Consider the following 16,104-nt stretch of genomic DNA (forward strand, 5'->3'; position numbering starts at 1 on the left):
CCCCGCCTACGGCACTCGTGCCATTCCTCAGGGGGGACTATGAGAAAGAGAGCACTACTGCCTGCAGCTCTGCTGCTTGCAGTTGCTGGGTGTTCGGGCGGCGGCTCCGGTCCTGCCGGACCGGGCACAAGCCAAACGCCCGCACCAACGGCGACAACGGGCCCAACGGGTTCAACAGGAGTGTCAGAGACACCGCTGATACCACCGCCGCCAACCACCGCACCATCCTTGCCCACGGACGTTTCCACCACGCTGAACGCGATCAAGGACCTGCAGGAGCACACATGCACCGCGGGCGCCGACGGATCGTGGAGCTTCACGGGGAACCTGGTCAATACCTCGGATAAAGCCAAGATCTACACCGTTGCCGTCGCGGTGACCGTGGGTGCCGCCGTTCAGGGCCACACCCTCATCACGGAAACTGTCCCGGCAGGAAAATCGGCTGAAGTGTCAGCCAAGAACTTCGCGAAGACCACTGGCTCAACGGGCCAGTGCGAACCGGTCGTCTCGGCAAAGGATGCTTCGTGAAGAAAACTCTCCTGACGGCTGCCCTGCTCCTGAGCTTCGCGGCCGGGTCTCTTGCTGCCACGCCGGCCCTCGCCGAAGAATCCGCCACCGCCACGCCGTCTTCCCAGTCCACGGACACGGCAGGCGCCGCCACCGCCGAGGCCACGCCTACTCCGACACCGACACCAACTTCAACCGCGTCGGCTTCGGAGGCACCGCTGCCGTCGGAGTCCGTGCCGCCGTCCCCGTCCCTTACGCCCACTCCGTCGGCAACGCCGGCCGAGCCCACTCCGGCTACGCCGTCACCCTCGGTCACGCCGTCGCCGTCGGTCTCACCTGCGCCGAACGCGACGGCAAAGGTCGAGCCACCGGCCGAACCCGCACCCGTCGTCGTCAAGGGCGCCATTGCCGTGAAATGGCAGGCCATGAACGGCGCCGCCGGCGTGCTCGGCGCACCTGTCGCGAACGAAATCTGCATGGGAAGCCTTTGCGGTCAGACGTTCAAGGGCGGAACCATGTACTGGACCTCGGCAAGCGGGGCACATCCCGTCCTGCTGACCGCCGGCCGGACAGGACCATCCTGGTATGCAAACGGACGCACCGCAGTATTCGGCTATCCCGTCACGGATGAGTTTGCTGTCAGCGGCGGAACCGTCCAAAAGTTCTCCACCGGCAAGATGCTGGCATCATCCACGAAGGGCGTTTTCCAAATTTGGCTGAAGGGCGCGATCGGAAGCCGCTGGGACGCCTTGGGAGCCGTGAGTGTGGTCGGCCTTCCGCTGTCCCAAGAAATCTGCGGCCTGCGTGACGGCGGCTGTGTCCAGGTCTTTTCCAAGGGCTACCTCTACTGGAGCCCGGCCACCGGGGTACGCCTGGTCAGCGGGATCTACTACACCCGGTGGGTAGGCATGGGCGGCCTCAACGGCCTCATGGGCTACCCGACCAGCGATGTGGCCTGCGGCAAGCCGGCCGGCGGCTGCCTCCAGACCTTCCAGGGCGCCACAGTTTTCTGGTCCCCGGCAAGCGGAGCCTGGGTCACCAAGGGCGGAATCGGCGCCAGATACATGGACGTCGGAGCGATGCGGAGCGCCCTCGGATATCCCACCGCGAACGAGAAATGCATCCCCGGGCAGTGCGTCCAGTCGTTCCAGGGCGGCTACATCGGCTGGACACCGGCGGCAGGCACGCGGATCTACGCCATGACCGAGTGCGCCAAGCTCAACAATGGGCGGACCAAGTACTCGACGAACGGCGCAAACCGGGTCCTGTTGACGTACACCGGGGGCTACAAGCAGTCCTATGCCACCAACGTCTACTGCGTCCGAATGGCCGGTGTGTATGTTGCCGACTGGAAGACCGACGGCTACGTGGGTGCCTCCGGGTTCAAGCCGCCGGGAGTGCCCTCCGGCCCGACCCGCTACCTCTACTCCCCTACCGGCTCCTACTCGGTGACGGAGGCATTCGGACTGGGCAACCCCGGAACGAAGCTCGCCTACCGCACGCTGAACCCGAACTCCCGCTGGGGCGGAAACCCCTGGACCCCGACGTACAACAAGTACTTCGAGTCGTCCTCATGGGTGGGGTGGGACGAGAACATGTGGTACTTCGCCACCCGCGCCTCGCACGACTACCGCCAGGGTGTGGTGGTCAACTACAACCGCCCGAACATCGTGCAGGACGCCGGGTTCGCCATTTTCCTGCACATGAACAAAGTCCCGACGGCGGGCTGCATCTCGCTCGATGACTGGGCAGTCGTCGACTACATCCGGAAGTCGACCCCCGGCGACCGCATCATCATGGGAACGTACAACGACATCTTCCGGTAACCCGGCAACAGTCACCTTTTCACGTTGGCGCCAGTGCCGGCGGCCCAAGGCCGCCAGCACTGGCGCTGGCCGTTTCCGGGGCGCCCACCCCGCGAGTCGGTTGGCGCGCTAGTCGGTTGGCGCGCTAGTCGGTTGGCGCGGCAGGGGCAAGCACTCCGCGGTCCATCGTGTATCGCAGCCAGGTGCCGGTGACCCGCGAGGGACCGCGGGCGCCATCCGTGGCACCCTGCGCGCAGCCGCGGAACCACTGCCGCAGGGCGCGGTCGTGGCTCACCATGACCACGGTCCCGCCGAACCCGGCGAGGGCGCTTTCGAGTTCCTCCACGAGAACCGGGGCCAGGTGGTTGGTCGGCTCGTCAAGCAGCAGGATGTCATGATCGCCCAGAAGCAGCCTCGCCAGCGCAAGCCGCCGCTGCTGGCCTGCTGACAATCCGCCCAAGGGAACATGGAACTCGGTGGTGCGGAACAGGCCAAGCCGGAGCAGGGCCTCTGCATGGTCGTCGATGTTGCCGCCCAGGCCGGCAGCGAATGCGGGAAGCAGCCGCATGGATGGCTGTTGCGGCAGTTCAAGCTCCTGCTGCAGGTACCCCGCCCTCCCCCGGCGCTCCACCACGCCAACGCCCGGCACCAGGGCCCCCGCCAGCACGGACAGCAGCGTTGATTTCCCGGCCCCGTTGGGCCCTGTGATCAGGATCTTCTGTCCGGCATCCACGCGGAACCCCGGCACGTCCAGTCGGCCCGGGATGCGCACACCGTGTACCCGAAAGACCGCGCCGTACAGTTCCTCGGCGTCCCGGCCGGCGCCGCCAGAGCCAGCCACGCCACCGCCCTCGCCAGGGCCGCCGTCCGCATCCGCAGCCAGCCGCGCATCCAGCTTCAGCCGTTCGGGAGGCCTTTGGACCGGACTCGCTTCGAGGCGCCGGAGCCGCTCCTGGGCGTTGCGGATCTTACTCGTGGCGGCGCTCTCCCAGGTTCCGGCCTTAAAGTCGAAGCCCATTTTGTCTCCGTCGCGCCGGCGGCCGTAGCCCATCTTGGTGGCGACCGTGTCCGCCTGCTTGCGTTCGGCGGCCATGGCGTCGATCCAGCCGTGGTACTGCTGCACCCAGCGCTGGCGCTCGGCCCGCTTCTCCTTGAGGTAGCCGTCGTAGCCGTTGCCGTACCGGTTCACCGCGCAGCGTTCGGCGTCCACTTCGATCACTGTGGATGCGATCTTCCGGAGCAGGACACGGTCGTTGGAAACGACCACCACCGTACCGCGGTGGGCGCCAAGGCGTGCTTCCAGCCAGGCCACGCCATTCGCGTCCAGATGGTTGGTGGGCTCGTCAAGAAGCAGGATTTCGGCGGGGTCCGCCAACAGGCAGGCAAGGGCCACGCGTTCCTGCTCCCCGCCGGAGAGCGAGCCCATGGTCCGGTTCCGGTCCACGCCGCCCAGGCCCAGCCGGTCCAGGGCCGCTTCCACCCGCGATTCCGCGGCGTAGCCTTCACGCAGCTGGTACTGGGTCTGCAGGCTGCCGTAGGCCTCCAACCCGGAGTCGTCGGCGGTGGCAAGGCCCCTTTCAAGCCGCTCAAGTTCGGCTTCGATGTCACGCAACGGTCGCAGGGCGTCGTCGATGGCGTCGGCCACGGTCAGCCCCGCCGGCAGCCCCGCTGTCTGCGCCAGATAGCCCACACGTCCGTGGCGGGCAGCCGTGCCTGCCTCCGGCCTCTCCAGTCCTGCCATGATTTTCAGCAGGGTTGATTTGCCGGCGCCGTTTTCTCCGACGATCGCCACGTGCTCGCCCGGGGAGATCACCAGATCGACGCCGTCAAACAGTTCCCGGTCCCCGTAGCTGTGCCCAACGCCGTAAAGGTGCAGCTGGTCGGCCCGGAAGGCCGGCGCAGCGGAGGACGTCTGCGTAACGCGGGAGGTCTGGTCAGTCATGGGAAGTCCTTGCAGTCCGAAGGGTGGCCCGGATCGGTCCCGTCAAGGGGGATGTGATCTGCGGAGCCCGGTAACAAGATGCGACCCGGCCATAGGCCATCGCCGCTGATTAGGACTTCATGCCTTCCAGACTGCCCGGCAGCGCCACCGCCGTCAAGGTTCGTGCTCGCGCCCAAGGCGCGTCCCGCCGTCGGCCGCTTACCTCAGACGGCGAGCGCAGCGGCCTTCCTGCGGCGGGCTTTCGCCAGCCGGGTGCCGATGAGCCCCTGGCGGGGGCTGAACAGATAGACGAGGGCGAAGACCGCGCCCTGCGTGAGCACCACCATGGCGCCCGATGCCGTGTCCAGGTAGTAACTGAAGTAGATGCCGGCAATCGAGCACGCGGCCGAAACCACGGGAGCGATGACCAGCATGCGCGAAAACCGGTCGGTCAGCAGGTACGCCGTGGCCCCGGGAATGATGAGCATGGCCACCACCAGCACCACGCCCACGGTCTGCAGCGCCACCACCGACGTCAATGCCAGCAGTCCCAGAAGCAGCGCGCCGAGGCGCTTCGGTGACAGCCCGATGGCGTGTGCATGGGTGGGGTCGAATGCGTAGAGCGTGAGGTCGCGACGCTTCAGGATGAGAATGGCGAACGCCACCACGCCCAGCACCAGCACCTGGATGAGGTCCGGGATGCTGACGCCCAACAGGTTGCCGAAAATGATGTGGTTCAGGTCCGTCTGGCTCGGCGTGACAGAGATCAGCACCAGTCCCAGGGCGAACAGGGACGTGAACACGATTCCGATCGCGGCGTCCTCCTTCACTCTGCTCGTGCTCCGGACCACCCCGATCAGGGTCACCGCGATCAGCGCGAACACCAGCGCGCCGAGGGCGAACGGCGCCCCCACGATGTAGGCAAGGACGACGCCGGGAAGCACGGCATGGGAGACGGCGTCGCCCATGAGCGACCAGCCGATCAGGACGAGCCAGCAGCTCAGGACCGCGCATACGACGGCGGCAAGCGCCGTGGTGACGATGGCGCGGACCATGAAGTCGTAGCCGAGGGGTTCCATGAGGAGAGTGATGAGGTCCATCGTCAGATTCCCCGCTCGTTGTCGATGGCCTGAACAGGTTGCCGGTGGCCTGCGCTGTCCCCGTGCCCTGCGCCGTCCCGGTTCAGGACGTCCAGTCCGAACGCCATGGCCAGGTTCTCAGGCTGCAGCACCACGTCCGGAGCTCCGTGCATCAGCACCTTGTGCATCAGCAGCACGGCTTCGTCACACAGCTGCGGGAGGGCGTGCAGGTCATGGGTGGAGATGAGGATGGTGCAGCCGTCCGCAGCCAGTTCGCGCAGCAGGCGCGTGATGGTGGCCTCCGAGCGCTTGTCCACGCCTGCGAAGGGCTCGTCGAGCAGCATGATCGTGGCCCCCTGGGCTATGCACCGCGCCACGAAGGCACGCTTCTTCTGCCCGCCGGAGAGCTGGCCGATCTGCCGGCCGGCAAACTCTGAGAGTTCCACCCGGTCCAGTGCCTCGTGCACGGCAGCCCGGTCGGCCTTGGAGGGGCGCCGGGTGAAGCCCTGGCGTCCGTAGCGGCCCATCATCACCACGTCCCGCACGGACAGCGGGAACTGCCAGTCCACGTCCTCGCTCTGCGGGACGTAGCCGATTCCGCCCTCCTTGCGCGCCTTTGCGGGCGGTGCGCCGTTGATCAGCACGCGCCCGGCGTCGGGCTTGATCATGCCCATGATGGCCTTGAACAGCGTGGACTTTCCGGAGCCGTTCATGCCGATCAGGCCGCAGATTCTGGCGTGGTCGAGGCTCAGTGAGGCCGAATCCAGCGCGAGCACTTCGCCGTAGTGCACGGTGACGCCCTCCACCTGGATGGCGGGTTGCGGCGCGGACTGCCCCAAGGGCGCCTGCCCGCGGGCTGCGTGCGTGCTCATGACGAACCGCCGCTCAGTGCGGCAGTGATGACCTTGGAGTCGTGCCTGATGAGGTCCAGGTACGTGGGGACGGGGCCGTCGGCTTCGGATAGGGAATCCACGTAGAGCACGCCGCCGAACTTTGCGCCGGTGGCTTCCACCACCTGCTGCATCGGGGCGTCGGAGACCGTGGACTCGCAGAAGACGGCGGGAACCTTGTTCTTCCGGACGAAGCCGATGGCCTCGGTGATCTGCTGCGGCGTGGCCTGCTGTTCGGCGTTGACCGCCCAGATGTACACCTCTTGGAGGCCGGCATCGCGGGTGAGGTAGGAGAAGGCTCCTTCGCAGGTCACCAGCGCCCGCTGATTCTTGGGGACAGCGGCCAGCTTGGCCTTCATCTCATCCTGTACGGCCTGCAGCTTTGCCTTGTAGGCCTTGCCGTTGGCTTCGAACACGGCAGCGTTGCCGGGGTCCAGGTCGGAGAAGGCCTTGACCATGTTGTCCACGTAGATCTGGACGTTGACCGGCGACATCCACGCATGGGGGTTGGGCTTGCCCTTATAGGCGTCCTCGCTGATGTTCATGACGTCCACGCCCTCGCTCACCACCGCGTGGGGCACGTCCATGCCCTCCACGAACTGCGCGAACCAGGCTTCCAGGTTGAGTCCGTTGTCCAGGATGAGGTCGGCCTGCGACGCCTTGCGGATGTCCCCCGGCGTGGGCTCGTAGCCGTGAATCTCCGCCCCGGCCTTGGTGATGGACTCCACCCGGAGTTTGTCACCGGCCACGTTCTTCGCCACGTCAGCCAGCACCGTGAACGTGGTCAGCACGACCGGCCGGCCGTCGTCACCGTTTCCGGACGCATTGCCGGCGCACGCAGTAAGCGACAGGGAAAGAAGCACGACGGCAGCCGCGCACTTCAGCCGGCCGGCCCGCTTTGGGCGGGCAGTCGCGGCTCCGGTGCGGGCATGTGGACGGGGACCGGAGGTGCCGGAACCAGAGCGTGTGGGTGCACTCCGGAAGGCAACGGTTCGGCGGACTACTTTGGCGCACCGAAACAGAAAGTTAGGCATGCCGAATATTCTAACGGGAGGGTCACGGCCACTGCAACGCACGTCCAGCCGCCGGCTGACCGGGCTTCGCGGAACAGCGTTCCCGCGGTCCCGGCCGGCGGGCCCGAAGCGCCGCCGCAGGACTAGGCTGGAGGCATGGTGACAACCCGACGCCCCCTCCCCGCTCCGCGCCCGGAACTTTACCGGTTTTCGCCGCTCGACTACACCACTGTGGCGCTGTACGTTGCCATTGCCGTCTTCTTCGCCGTAGCCGGGGAACTGCTCCTGCCACTGCTCCGGATGCTGGCCCCGACACCGGCCGTCGCCTCGTACGCAGTGAACCTGCTGTTCTACGGCGGCGTCGGCATCCTGGCGCTCTTCGCCGCGCGGCGGGTCGTGGCGCGCGATCTCAAGGTGCTGGCCACCAGGCCCTGGTTTACGGCCGTGATGGTGCCGCTGGCTGTCATCGCCATGATGATTTTCACCGCGATCCTCGTGGTCCTTGGCGGCACCACGGAGACCTCCGTCAACCAGGCCGGGCTCCAGGCGCTCATGCAGCAGGTTCCGGCGTGGCTCATGGTGCCGCTCATTGTGGTGGTGGGCCCGTTCGTGGAGGAGTACATCTTCCGGCACCTGCTCATCGGCAAGCTCAGCCGCCGCGTCAACATCTGGGTCTGCTGTGCCCTGTCCGTCGTGCTGTTCGCCGCCCTCCACATCGTCGGCCAGGAGGCACTCACGCTGACGGCCCTGATGCCTTACCTGGCCATGGGCGCCACCCTCGTGTTCGTCTACGTGTGGACGGGGCGGAACCTGATGTTCTCCTACTTCGTCCACGCGGCCAAGAACCTGCTGGCCGCCATCTTCCTGTACACCATCCCGCCGGAACTCCTTGACCAGATGCAGCAGGTGCAGGGCTAGGAACGCGCGACGCTACCGCCGCCACCCTGTTCAGGGCGACCGCCGTCGTCGTAGTTTTGTCCCATGGGACTCAACATTCAGATCGTCGTCGACTGTAAGAATCCACATGATCTCGCCGACTGGTGGGCAGAAACTCTGGAGTGGGCGGTGGAGCCGCAGGACGAGGCGTTCATCCGGTCCATGATCGATCAGGGGTTTGCCACCGACGCGGAGACGCAGGTGCACAAGGGCAAGCTGGTCTGGCGGGAGGGTTGTGCGATCCGCCCCACCGAGGAAATCGACGCCAAGAAACCGCAGCGCCGCCTGCTGTTCCAGACCGCGCCGGAGGGGAAAACCGTCAAGAACCGGGTGCACTGGGATGTGGCCTTGGACGGCCGGGACAAGGACGAGGTCCGCACGCAGCTCGAAGCCCGCGGCGCAACGTTCCTCTGGACGGCCAGCCAGGGACCGCACGAATGGCACACCATGGCGGACCCCGAGGGCAACGAGTTCTGCATCAGCTGACGCGATTACTAGACTTGGACGGTGAGCAACGAAATCCCCGCCAAGGTATCCGATGTGTTCGACCCGTCGCGCTGGCGCACCGTGTCAGGTTTCGACGACTTCCAGGACATGACCTACCACCGGCAGGTGGAGCGCTCCGAGGACGGCGCGGTGGTGCGGGACCTGCCCACCGTCCGGATCGCCTTCAACCGCCCCGAGGTCCGCAACGCCTTCCGCCCCGGCACGGTTGACGAGCTCTACCGGGCCATGGACCACGCCCGGATGACCCCGGACGTCGCCACGGTCCTGCTCACGGGCAACGGCCCCTCCCCCAAGGACGGCGGGCACTCGTTCTGCTCCGGCGGGGACCAGCGGATCCGCGGCCGGGACGGCTACCGCTATGCCGACGGCGAGACCCAGGAAACGATCGATCCCGCCCGCGCCGGCCGGCTCCACATCCTGGAGGTCCAGCGGCTGATGCGGACGATGCCCAAGGTGGTCATCGCCGTCGTCAACGGCTGGGCCGCCGGGGGTGGGCACTCACTGCATGTGGTCTCGGACCTCACCGTCGCCTCGCGCCAGTACGGCAAGTTCAAGCAGACGGACGCCACAGTGGGCAGTTTCGACGCCGGTTACGGTTCCGCGCTGCTGGCGCGCCAGATCGGGCAGAAGGCTGCCCGTGAGATCTTCTTCCTGGCCCGGGAGTACTCCGCCGACGACATGGTCCGCATGGGCGCCGTGAACGAGGCCGTGGACCACGAACGGCTCGAGGACGTGGCGCTCGAATACGCCGCGGATATCGCCCGGCAGTCGCCGCAGGCCATCCGCATGCTCAAGTTCGCGTTCAACCTCGCCGACGACGGCCTGGCCGGCCAGCAGGTCTTCGCGGGCGAGGCCACACGCCTGGCCTACATGACCGATGAAGCCGTGGAGGGCAAAGAGGCGTTCCTCGAGAAGCGGGACCCGGAATGGTCCAGGTTCCCGTACTACTTCTAAGCCGGCACGACTTCTAAACCGGCACGACGCAAAGGCAGCCCCATGACTCCAAGGATTCCAGCTCCCAGGCACACTTCTCCGAGGAGGACCACGTGAACATCGAGCCAGCCCTGAAGGCGCTTGCTGCCGCCCTCCACGGTGAGGGCCCCGCCGTCGAACTTTCCGCCGGCCCACACGGGGATCCTGTGGTGTCACTGGTGGAGACCGCCGGGATCGAGGACGCCGCCGTGGTGGTGCGCACGTCCGGTTCCACAGGCACGCCCAAAGCCACGGTGCTGACGGTCGACGCCCTCGCGGCCTCCTCGATGGCCACCGCCTTCGCGCTCAAAGGCGAAGGCCAGTGGCTCCTGGCCCTGCCCGTGCAGTACGTCGCGGGAGTTCAGGTGCTGGTGCGTTCGCTGTTCGCCGGGACGAGGCCCTGGGCCATGGACCTGTCCAACGGGTTCACCGTGGACGGATTCACGGCCGCGGCACTGGAACTGACGGACAAAATCCGCTTCACGTCCCTGGTGCCCTCGCAGCTGCAGCGCCTGCTGGCCACCCCGTCCGCCGACACACTCGCGGTGCTGCGCCGCTTCAACGGCATCCTGCTCGGCGGCGGCCCGGCTCCGGCGGCCCTCCTTGAGTCCGCCCGCGACGCCGGCATCCGTATCGTCACCACCTACGGTGCGGCCGAAACCTGCGGCGGCTGTGTGTACGACGGCTTTCCGCTCGAGGGCGTGGCCGTCCGGCTGTCCGACGACGGGCGCATCCACCTCGGGGGTGCCACGCTGGCGGCCGGCTACCTTCATGCCCCCGGGCTGACCGCGGAGGCCTTCACCGAGGAGGACGGCGTCCGCTGGTACCGGACCAACGATCTCGGGGAGCTGGATGCCGACGGCCGGCTCACCGTTCTGGGCCGCGCCGACGACGTCATCATTACCGGCGGCATCAAGATCTCCGCCGCACACGTGCAGGAAGAGCTGGAGAAGTTCGACGGCGTGACGGCGGCTTTTGTGGCCGGGGTCCAGTCCGCGAAGTGGGGACAGGCCGTGGCTGCCTACGTTGCGGTGTCCGGTTCTTCGCATCGAGCCTCGTCCGGCGACGGCGCCGACGGCGCGGCCTTGGCCGAAGAATGGCACCGGACACTGGGCCTGCTGGCGCCCAAGACCGTCCTTCCGGCCAGCGCCCTGATCATGCTGCCCAACGGCAAACCCGACAGGCTGGCCATGATTGAACGGCTGCACGCCCTGCATCAGGGAAAATAGACTAGTTCCGCTCCGCCGGGCTCATTTGGGCCGGGTGGTTCTGGACCGCTCCTGCCGCGCTGCCTGCGCGCGCAATGTTCCACCGAACCAACACGAGGTACTCACCGTGGCCACAGCCGCACAATGGATCCAAGGCGCCCGGCTCCGCACCCTGCCGGCAGCGATCGCCCCTGTCCTGATCGGCACGGCGGCGGCATTTGAGATGGACGCGTTCCGCCCCCTCAATGCCATTCTCGCGGCCCTTGTCGCGCTGCTCCTGCAGATCGGCGTCAACTATGCCAACGACTACTCTGACGGGGTCCGCGGCACGGACGAAAACCGTGTGGGACCGCTGCGGCTGGTCGGGTCAGGCGCAGCCCGCCCGGAACAGGTCAAGTACGCGGCATTCGGCGCGTTTGCCGTGGCCATGCTGTTTGGGCTGGCCCTGATCATCATCACCCAGACGTGGTGGCTGCTGCTGGTCGGCGTTGGCTGCGTGATGGCGGCCTGGGGCTACACCGGGGGCAAGAACCCGTACGGCTACATGGGCCTGGGCGACGTCTTCGTGTTCGTCTTCTTCGGGCTCGTGGCGACCCTCGGCACGACCTACACGCAGGCCAGCCAGCTGAGCCTTCCCGCGGTCATCGGCTCCATCGGCACCGGTCTCATTGCCTGCGCCCTGCTGATGGCCAACAACGTCCGCGACATCCCATCCGACATCCAGGCCGGAAAACGCACCCTTGCCGTGCGGCTGGGCGACAAGCATGCCCGCGAGAGCTACGTGCTGATGCTCGCCGTCGCCATCCTGCTGGTGGTGATTCTCGCGCCCACGCGGCCCTGGATGCTGATTGTCCTGCTGCTCATCCCGGCCAGCCTGATGCCCGCCTGGCTGATGATCAACGGCCGAAAGCGCAAGACCCTCATTCCGGTCCTGAAGCAGACCGGCCTGATCAACCTTGGCTACGCCGCCCTGTTCTCGCTGGGGCTGGTGCTGAGCCACGGCCAGTAGGCTCGGACTGTAGGCCGGCCACACGGCAGTACATGAAGCGGCCGAAGGGGGAAGCGGGGTCTACGCTTCCTGGTTCCGGGGGTTGCCGTTCCGCTGATCGCCGTTCGGGATTTCCCCGTTCGGGATTTCCCTGTGCGGTGCTTCGCTGTTCCGGATGTCGTTCCGGATTTCGTTCCGGATTGTCACGTCCGGGTGGGCATCGGTCAGGCGGTCCTCAGCCTCGGCGTCAGCAACTTCACCGGCGGTGCGCAGGGGCTTGGCCCGGCCGGAGAACCGCGCATGCAGGGAGGCCGTTGCAGCATCCCGCTGTTTCTGGAAGAAAAGGTAGCTGATGGCAAAGGAAATGAGCCCAGCGCAGATCACGGCAAGGAGCCAGCCCAACTGCAGGAACACGAAGAGTGCAAACAGCGGCACAAAGAGGGCGAGACGGATCAGGGAGTATTTCACAAAAGCCACGATCCAAGTTTAGCCGCCAACCCTGGACGGAGCCTGCGGCCGGGCCTCAGCTGCCTCAAAACACCCGAGTCCGAGGGCCGGAAATCTCTGGCACTGGCTGTGCACATACTGTAATCTCCGCCGGGTCATGTGACGGCTAGACTGAATGCATGCTCCGTGTTGCCATTGCAGTCGCCGTTCTTGCCATATACGTCTACGGACTGGTGGACGTGATCCGGACTGATGCGACCCTGACCCGAGGGTTCTCCAAAACGACGTGGATCATCATTGTTGTCTTCCTTCCCATCGTGGGCGCAGCCCTGTGGTTCCTGATCGGCCGCCCGCGCTATGAGGCACCGGTCCGGCGGGCCTACGCCGCCCACCCCACCGCCCCTGACGACGACCCCGATTTCCTCCGCAACCTGGAACAGCGCCGCCGCAACCAGGCCGAGGCGGAGCGCCTGCGCAAGCTGAAGGAAGACCTCGAGACCAAGCGCAAGAACGACGATGCTCCCCGCGGCACAGGCGAGTCGGGCGCGTCAGGTGCCGGCGACGCGAGCGCCGAAGGAAACCCCGAGGTCAAGTAGGGCAGGAACCCTTCCTTTGACTCCTGCCCGGCACTGACTCCTGCCCGGAGCTGCCGCGTTGGTTCCCGGACCGAAAACCCACCGCCGGATTTAGGTTCCGATCCATATTTTCCGGGATTCGCTGTGGATAGCATTGGGTGTCCGGACAGAGCCGTCCGGGCGGCAGTCAATGTCAAAGGACGCACATGGGCACAGCTACGGTGGACGACATCCTGTTGGATCTCCCTCTGGGTTTCGCCAGCCTGATTCTTCGACCCGACCGCGCCGAGTCTCCTATCGAACGCTTTCTGATCGTTGACGCCGACGACGAGACTTCCGACGGCGGGGCCGCGTTTGTCCTGCTCATCGGGGTTCGCGGACGCTCCGCTTTGCCGGCGCTGCGGCGCCTTCTGAAAAACCCTCCGCTGGTGCTGGCTGTCAAGGGCGGCCCCGGGGAACTTGGGGAAGCCGAAGAGCTGCTCCGGGCTGCCGGAACCGGCCTCCTTCTGGTGGATCCGGCCGCGGACTGGGACCGGCTGTTGTCCATTGCCAAGGACCGGATCCAGCCACGCAGCTACCAGAGCGAGGTCCTGACGCTGCTGGAAGAGGACCTGTTCGCCATCGCGCAGACCACGGCCCGCCTGACGTCGAGCCATGTGGTCATCGAGGACGCCGCCAACAAGGTCCTGGCCTATTCCACGGTGACCAATGACATCGATGAGCTGCGGAAGGCATCGATCCTGGCCCGCCGCGGTCCGCGGAAATACGAACTCCTCCTCAAGGACCTGGGCGCCTACCGCGAGCTGCACCGGACGCGCCTGCCGGTCAGGGTTCCGGCCCGTCCCCAGGACGGCCTGCGGGAGCGCGTCGCCACCACGCTGTTCGCCGGCGAACGCATCATGGGGTACATCTGGCTTCAGGAAACCGGCGGAGGTTTCGGCGACGACGTCGACTATGTCCTGACAGGATCGGCCGCGCGGGCGTCAGCCGAGCTGATCCGCTACCGCAACGAGCAGTCGGTGCACATGCGGGAGGACCGGATTGCGCGGATCCTTTCGGGTCCGGCAGAAGCCGCCGCGAGTGCCCACAGCGAGAAGATCCCAGCGGACCTCCCCTCGGCACTGATCCTGCTGGGGATGTCGGCGGCTGAGGCGCAGGCAGACGATGCAGCCCTCAAACACGGCGAACTCGCCAGCCTGGCGTCCATTCATGCGGCGGCCTACAAACCCTCAGCCATCGTGGGGCAGTTCAACGGTGACACCGCGGTGATCGTCCCGGCGCTGCAGTCCGCCAACGCCGAAGCCGGACTCCGGAGCCTCGCCGACGCCATCGTCCGGGACGCCGGAAAGCATCTGGGCATCAGACCGTTCGCGGCAGTGGGACCCGTCGCCCCCGACCTGCTGTCGATCCACTCCGTGACCGCCAAGACGGAGGCCCTGCTCGGCTGTATGCGGCGGTCGGGCACCGCCTCCGTGGCTACCGTGGACGACTTCGAGGTGGACATCCTGTTCCACGAGGCCGTTGAGAACTTCACGGCCTCCGACTTCCGCCATCACAGCCTGTGGGCCCTCCTCCGCGACGACAGCGAACTGGCCGACACTCTCCGCGTGTTTTTCGAAGCGTCGCTGGACGTGGCCGAATGCGCCCAGCGGATGAAGCTGCACAAGAACACCGTCTACTACAGGATCAGCAAGGTCGGCCGGGTCACCGGCCTGAACTTCAGCAATCCCCACCATTCATTGGTCGCCCTGCTTCATATCCAGGAGTGGGCCGGCACGCATAAGGAGCATCTGGGCAAGAAATGATGACAGCACTCGATTCACCGCCTCTTGGCCTGATCCTGGCAGACATTGTCCGGAGTCACCGGCCCCGGAGTGAAGCGGGATCGATCCCCGCCGGCATCCCCCATTTGGCATCGCCGCCCTTCGACCGTTTCGGAATCGCGGTGGCCACCACGTCCGGGGACGTGTTCAGCGCCGGCGACGCCGACCTCCCTTTCTCGATCCAGAGCATCTCGAAGGTCTTCACCCTGGCCATGGCACTGGGCGCCGATGACCCTGGCACGCTGTGGTCCCGGGTGCTCCGCGAACCCTCGGGAACCTCGTTCAACTCCCTGGTGCAGCTTGAAGTGGAGCACGGGATCCCCCGGAACCCGTTCATCAATTCGGGCGCCCTGGTGGTGACCGACCATCTGACGGAAAGGTTCCCTGACGCCGCAGGGCATGTCCTGCAGTTCCTCCGCGACCAGGCTGGGCCGCACGGCGGCAGGCAGGGCCCGTTCATCGATGAGGCCGCCGCAAAGAGCGAGCTGGCCAACAGCAGCCGCAACCTGGCCCTGGCCCACTTCCTGAAGGACTTCGGCAACCTGCACCGGCCTGCCGAGGCCGTGGTGGAGAACTACGTCAGGCAGTGCTCCATCATGATGAGCTGCGTCGAAGTGGCAAAGGCCGGCCTCTTCCTTGCCCGCGGCGGGCGCGGAACAAACGGCACCGTGCTCTCCCGGAGCGAGGCCAAACGCATCGGATCCATCATGCTCACCTGCGGCATGTATGACGCCGCCGGTGAGTTCGCCTACCGCGTGGGCCTGCCCGGAAAGAGCGGTGTGGGCGGCGGAATCCTGGTGGTCGTACCCGGGGAGTGCTCCATCTGCGTCTGGAGCCCGCGGCTGGACTCCAAGGGAAATTCCCTGGCAGGCACGGCGGCCCTCGCCGATCTGTCCGACCGTACCGGATGGTCCGTTTTCTGATCCGGCTCCCCGCATTTCCTCCTCACCCCACACTTTCCTGTTCCACCCCTCATTTAGATCCATAACAGGTCGAAAGGATCCCCCATGCCCAACAACCCCAATGACGAGGTTGATCTGCGCGAGGCCGACAGCGGCCACGCCCATGCCTCGGAGTCGCTCCTTCACGCGGAGGATAAGGGCTACCACAAGAGCCTGAAGCCGCGGCAGATCCAGATGATCGCGATCGGCGGTGCCATCGGCACCGGCCTGTTCCTCGGCGCCGGCGGCCGTCTCAACGCCGCAGGCCCCTCCCTCGTGATCGCCTACGCCGTCTGCGGGTTCTTCGCCTTCCTCGTCCTGCGCGCCCTGGGCGAACTCGTCCTGCACCGGCCCTCCTCCGGCTCCTTCGTCTCCTACGCCCGCGAGTTCTACGGCGAAAAGGCCGCCTTCATCTCCGGCTGGTTCTACTGGATCAACTGGGCCACCACCACCATCGTGGACATCACCGCCGCCGCCCTCTACATGAACTTC

General features: G+C 66.4%; 15 protein-coding genes and 1 pseudogene. 11 read left to right on the top strand and 5 right to left on the bottom strand.

The annotated features are described in order from the left end of the window. Positions 1-228: 228 nt before the first annotated feature. Together JYA52_RS09165 and JYA52_RS09170 are read left to right on the top strand one after the other, a co-directional pair. Positions 229-528 (top strand): hypothetical protein, encoded by a 300-nt coding sequence (locus tag JYA52_RS09165; RefSeq protein ID WP_205652875.1) that lies wholly within the window; start codon positions 229-231, stop codon positions 526-528. Next, positions 525-2,333: a hypothetical protein gene (locus tag JYA52_RS09170; RefSeq protein WP_205652876.1), complete on the top strand. Its 1,809-nt coding sequence runs from the start codon at positions 525-527 to the stop codon at positions 2,331-2,333. Before JYA52_RS09165 ends, JYA52_RS09170 begins: the two co-directional genes overlap by 4 nt. A gap of 124 nt (positions 2,334-2,457) precedes the next feature. On the opposite strand, the gene JYA52_RS09175 is transcribed toward JYA52_RS09170, so the two are convergent. The 4 genes from JYA52_RS09175 to JYA52_RS09190 form a co-directional block, all read right to left on the bottom strand. Next, on the bottom strand, positions 2,458-4,254 hold the full coding sequence (locus JYA52_RS09175; RefSeq protein ID WP_205652877.1) for an ABC-F family ATP-binding cassette domain-containing protein: 1,797 nt from the start codon (positions 4,252-4,254) through the stop codon (positions 2,458-2,460). Between the two features lie 203 nt (positions 4,255-4,457). Then, positions 4,458-5,333 (bottom strand): metal ABC transporter permease, encoded by an 876-nt coding sequence (locus tag JYA52_RS09180; protein WP_205652878.1) that lies wholly within the window; start codon positions 5,331-5,333, stop codon positions 4,458-4,460. Positions 5,334-5,335: 2 nt separating this feature from the next. Next, positions 5,336-6,184 (bottom strand): metal ABC transporter ATP-binding protein, encoded by an 849-nt coding sequence (locus JYA52_RS09185; protein ID WP_240460134.1) that lies wholly within the window; start codon positions 6,182-6,184, stop codon positions 5,336-5,338. Further along, positions 6,181-7,236, bottom strand: coding sequence for a metal ABC transporter substrate-binding protein (locus JYA52_RS09190; protein ID WP_276208557.1), 1,056 nt, complete (start codon positions 7,234-7,236; stop codon positions 6,181-6,183). Before JYA52_RS09190 ends, JYA52_RS09185 begins: the two co-directional genes overlap by 4 nt. A gap of 135 nt (positions 7,237-7,371) precedes the next feature. On the opposite strand from JYA52_RS09190, the gene JYA52_RS09195 reads away from it, so the two are divergent. The 5 genes from JYA52_RS09195 (at position 7,372) to JYA52_RS09215 (ending at position 11,847) form a co-directional block, all read left to right on the top strand. Then, positions 7,372-8,133 carry a CPBP family intramembrane glutamic endopeptidase gene (locus tag JYA52_RS09195; protein WP_205652879.1) on the top strand — a complete coding sequence of 254 codons (762 nt, stop codon included), beginning with the start codon at positions 7,372-7,374 and terminating at the stop codon, positions 8,131-8,133. 63 nt (positions 8,134-8,196) lie between these two features. Next, entirely contained in the window at positions 8,197-8,637 is a 441-nt protein-coding gene (locus JYA52_RS09200) for a VOC family protein (protein WP_205652880.1), read from the top strand. Positions 8,638-8,658: 21 nt separating this feature from the next. Then, entirely contained in the window at positions 8,659-9,612 is a 954-nt protein-coding gene (locus JYA52_RS09205) for a 1,4-dihydroxy-2-naphthoyl-CoA synthase (protein WP_205652881.1), read from the top strand. A 92-nt stretch (positions 9,613-9,704) separates the two neighbouring features. After that, on the top strand, positions 9,705-10,859 hold the full coding sequence (locus JYA52_RS09210) for an AMP-binding protein (protein ID WP_205652882.1): 1,155 nt from the start codon (positions 9,705-9,707) through the stop codon (positions 10,857-10,859). 106 nt (positions 10,860-10,965) lie between these two features. Continuing rightward, positions 10,966-11,847 carry a 1,4-dihydroxy-2-naphthoate polyprenyltransferase gene (locus JYA52_RS09215; RefSeq protein ID WP_205652883.1) on the top strand — a complete coding sequence of 294 codons (882 nt, stop codon included), beginning with the start codon at positions 10,966-10,968 and terminating at the stop codon, positions 11,845-11,847. 162 nt (positions 11,848-12,009) lie between these two features. On the opposite strand, the pseudogene JYA52_RS09220 reads toward JYA52_RS09215, so the two are convergent. Then, positions 12,010-12,303: pseudogene (locus JYA52_RS09220) on the bottom strand (DUF4229 domain-containing protein); the annotation flags it as partial. A 149-nt stretch (positions 12,304-12,452) separates the two neighbouring features. Here JYA52_RS09220 and JYA52_RS09225 point away from each other — a divergent pair. The 4 genes from JYA52_RS09225 to JYA52_RS09240 all read left to right on the top strand — a co-directional run. Beyond that, positions 12,453-12,869 (top strand): PLD nuclease N-terminal domain-containing protein, encoded by a 417-nt coding sequence (locus tag JYA52_RS09225; RefSeq protein WP_205652885.1) that lies wholly within the window; start codon positions 12,453-12,455, stop codon positions 12,867-12,869. Between the two features lie 185 nt (positions 12,870-13,054). Beyond that, positions 13,055-14,653: a PucR family transcriptional regulator gene (locus JYA52_RS09230; RefSeq protein WP_205652886.1), complete on the top strand. Its 1,599-nt coding sequence runs from the start codon at positions 13,055-13,057 to the stop codon at positions 14,651-14,653. Then, entirely contained in the window at positions 14,650-15,594 is a 945-nt protein-coding gene (locus JYA52_RS09235; RefSeq protein ID WP_205652887.1) for a glutaminase, read from the top strand. Before JYA52_RS09230 ends, JYA52_RS09235 begins: the two co-directional genes overlap by 4 nt. An 84-nt stretch (positions 15,595-15,678) precedes the next feature. Continuing rightward, positions 15,679-16,104 (top strand): amino acid permease (locus JYA52_RS09240; protein ID WP_205652888.1); only part of this gene is annotated, 426 nt, incomplete at its 3' end.

It is taken from the genome of Arthrobacter pascens (assembly GCF_017052465.1).
Taxonomy (GTDB): Bacteria; Actinomycetota; Actinomycetes; order Actinomycetales; family Micrococcaceae; genus Arthrobacter; species Arthrobacter pascens.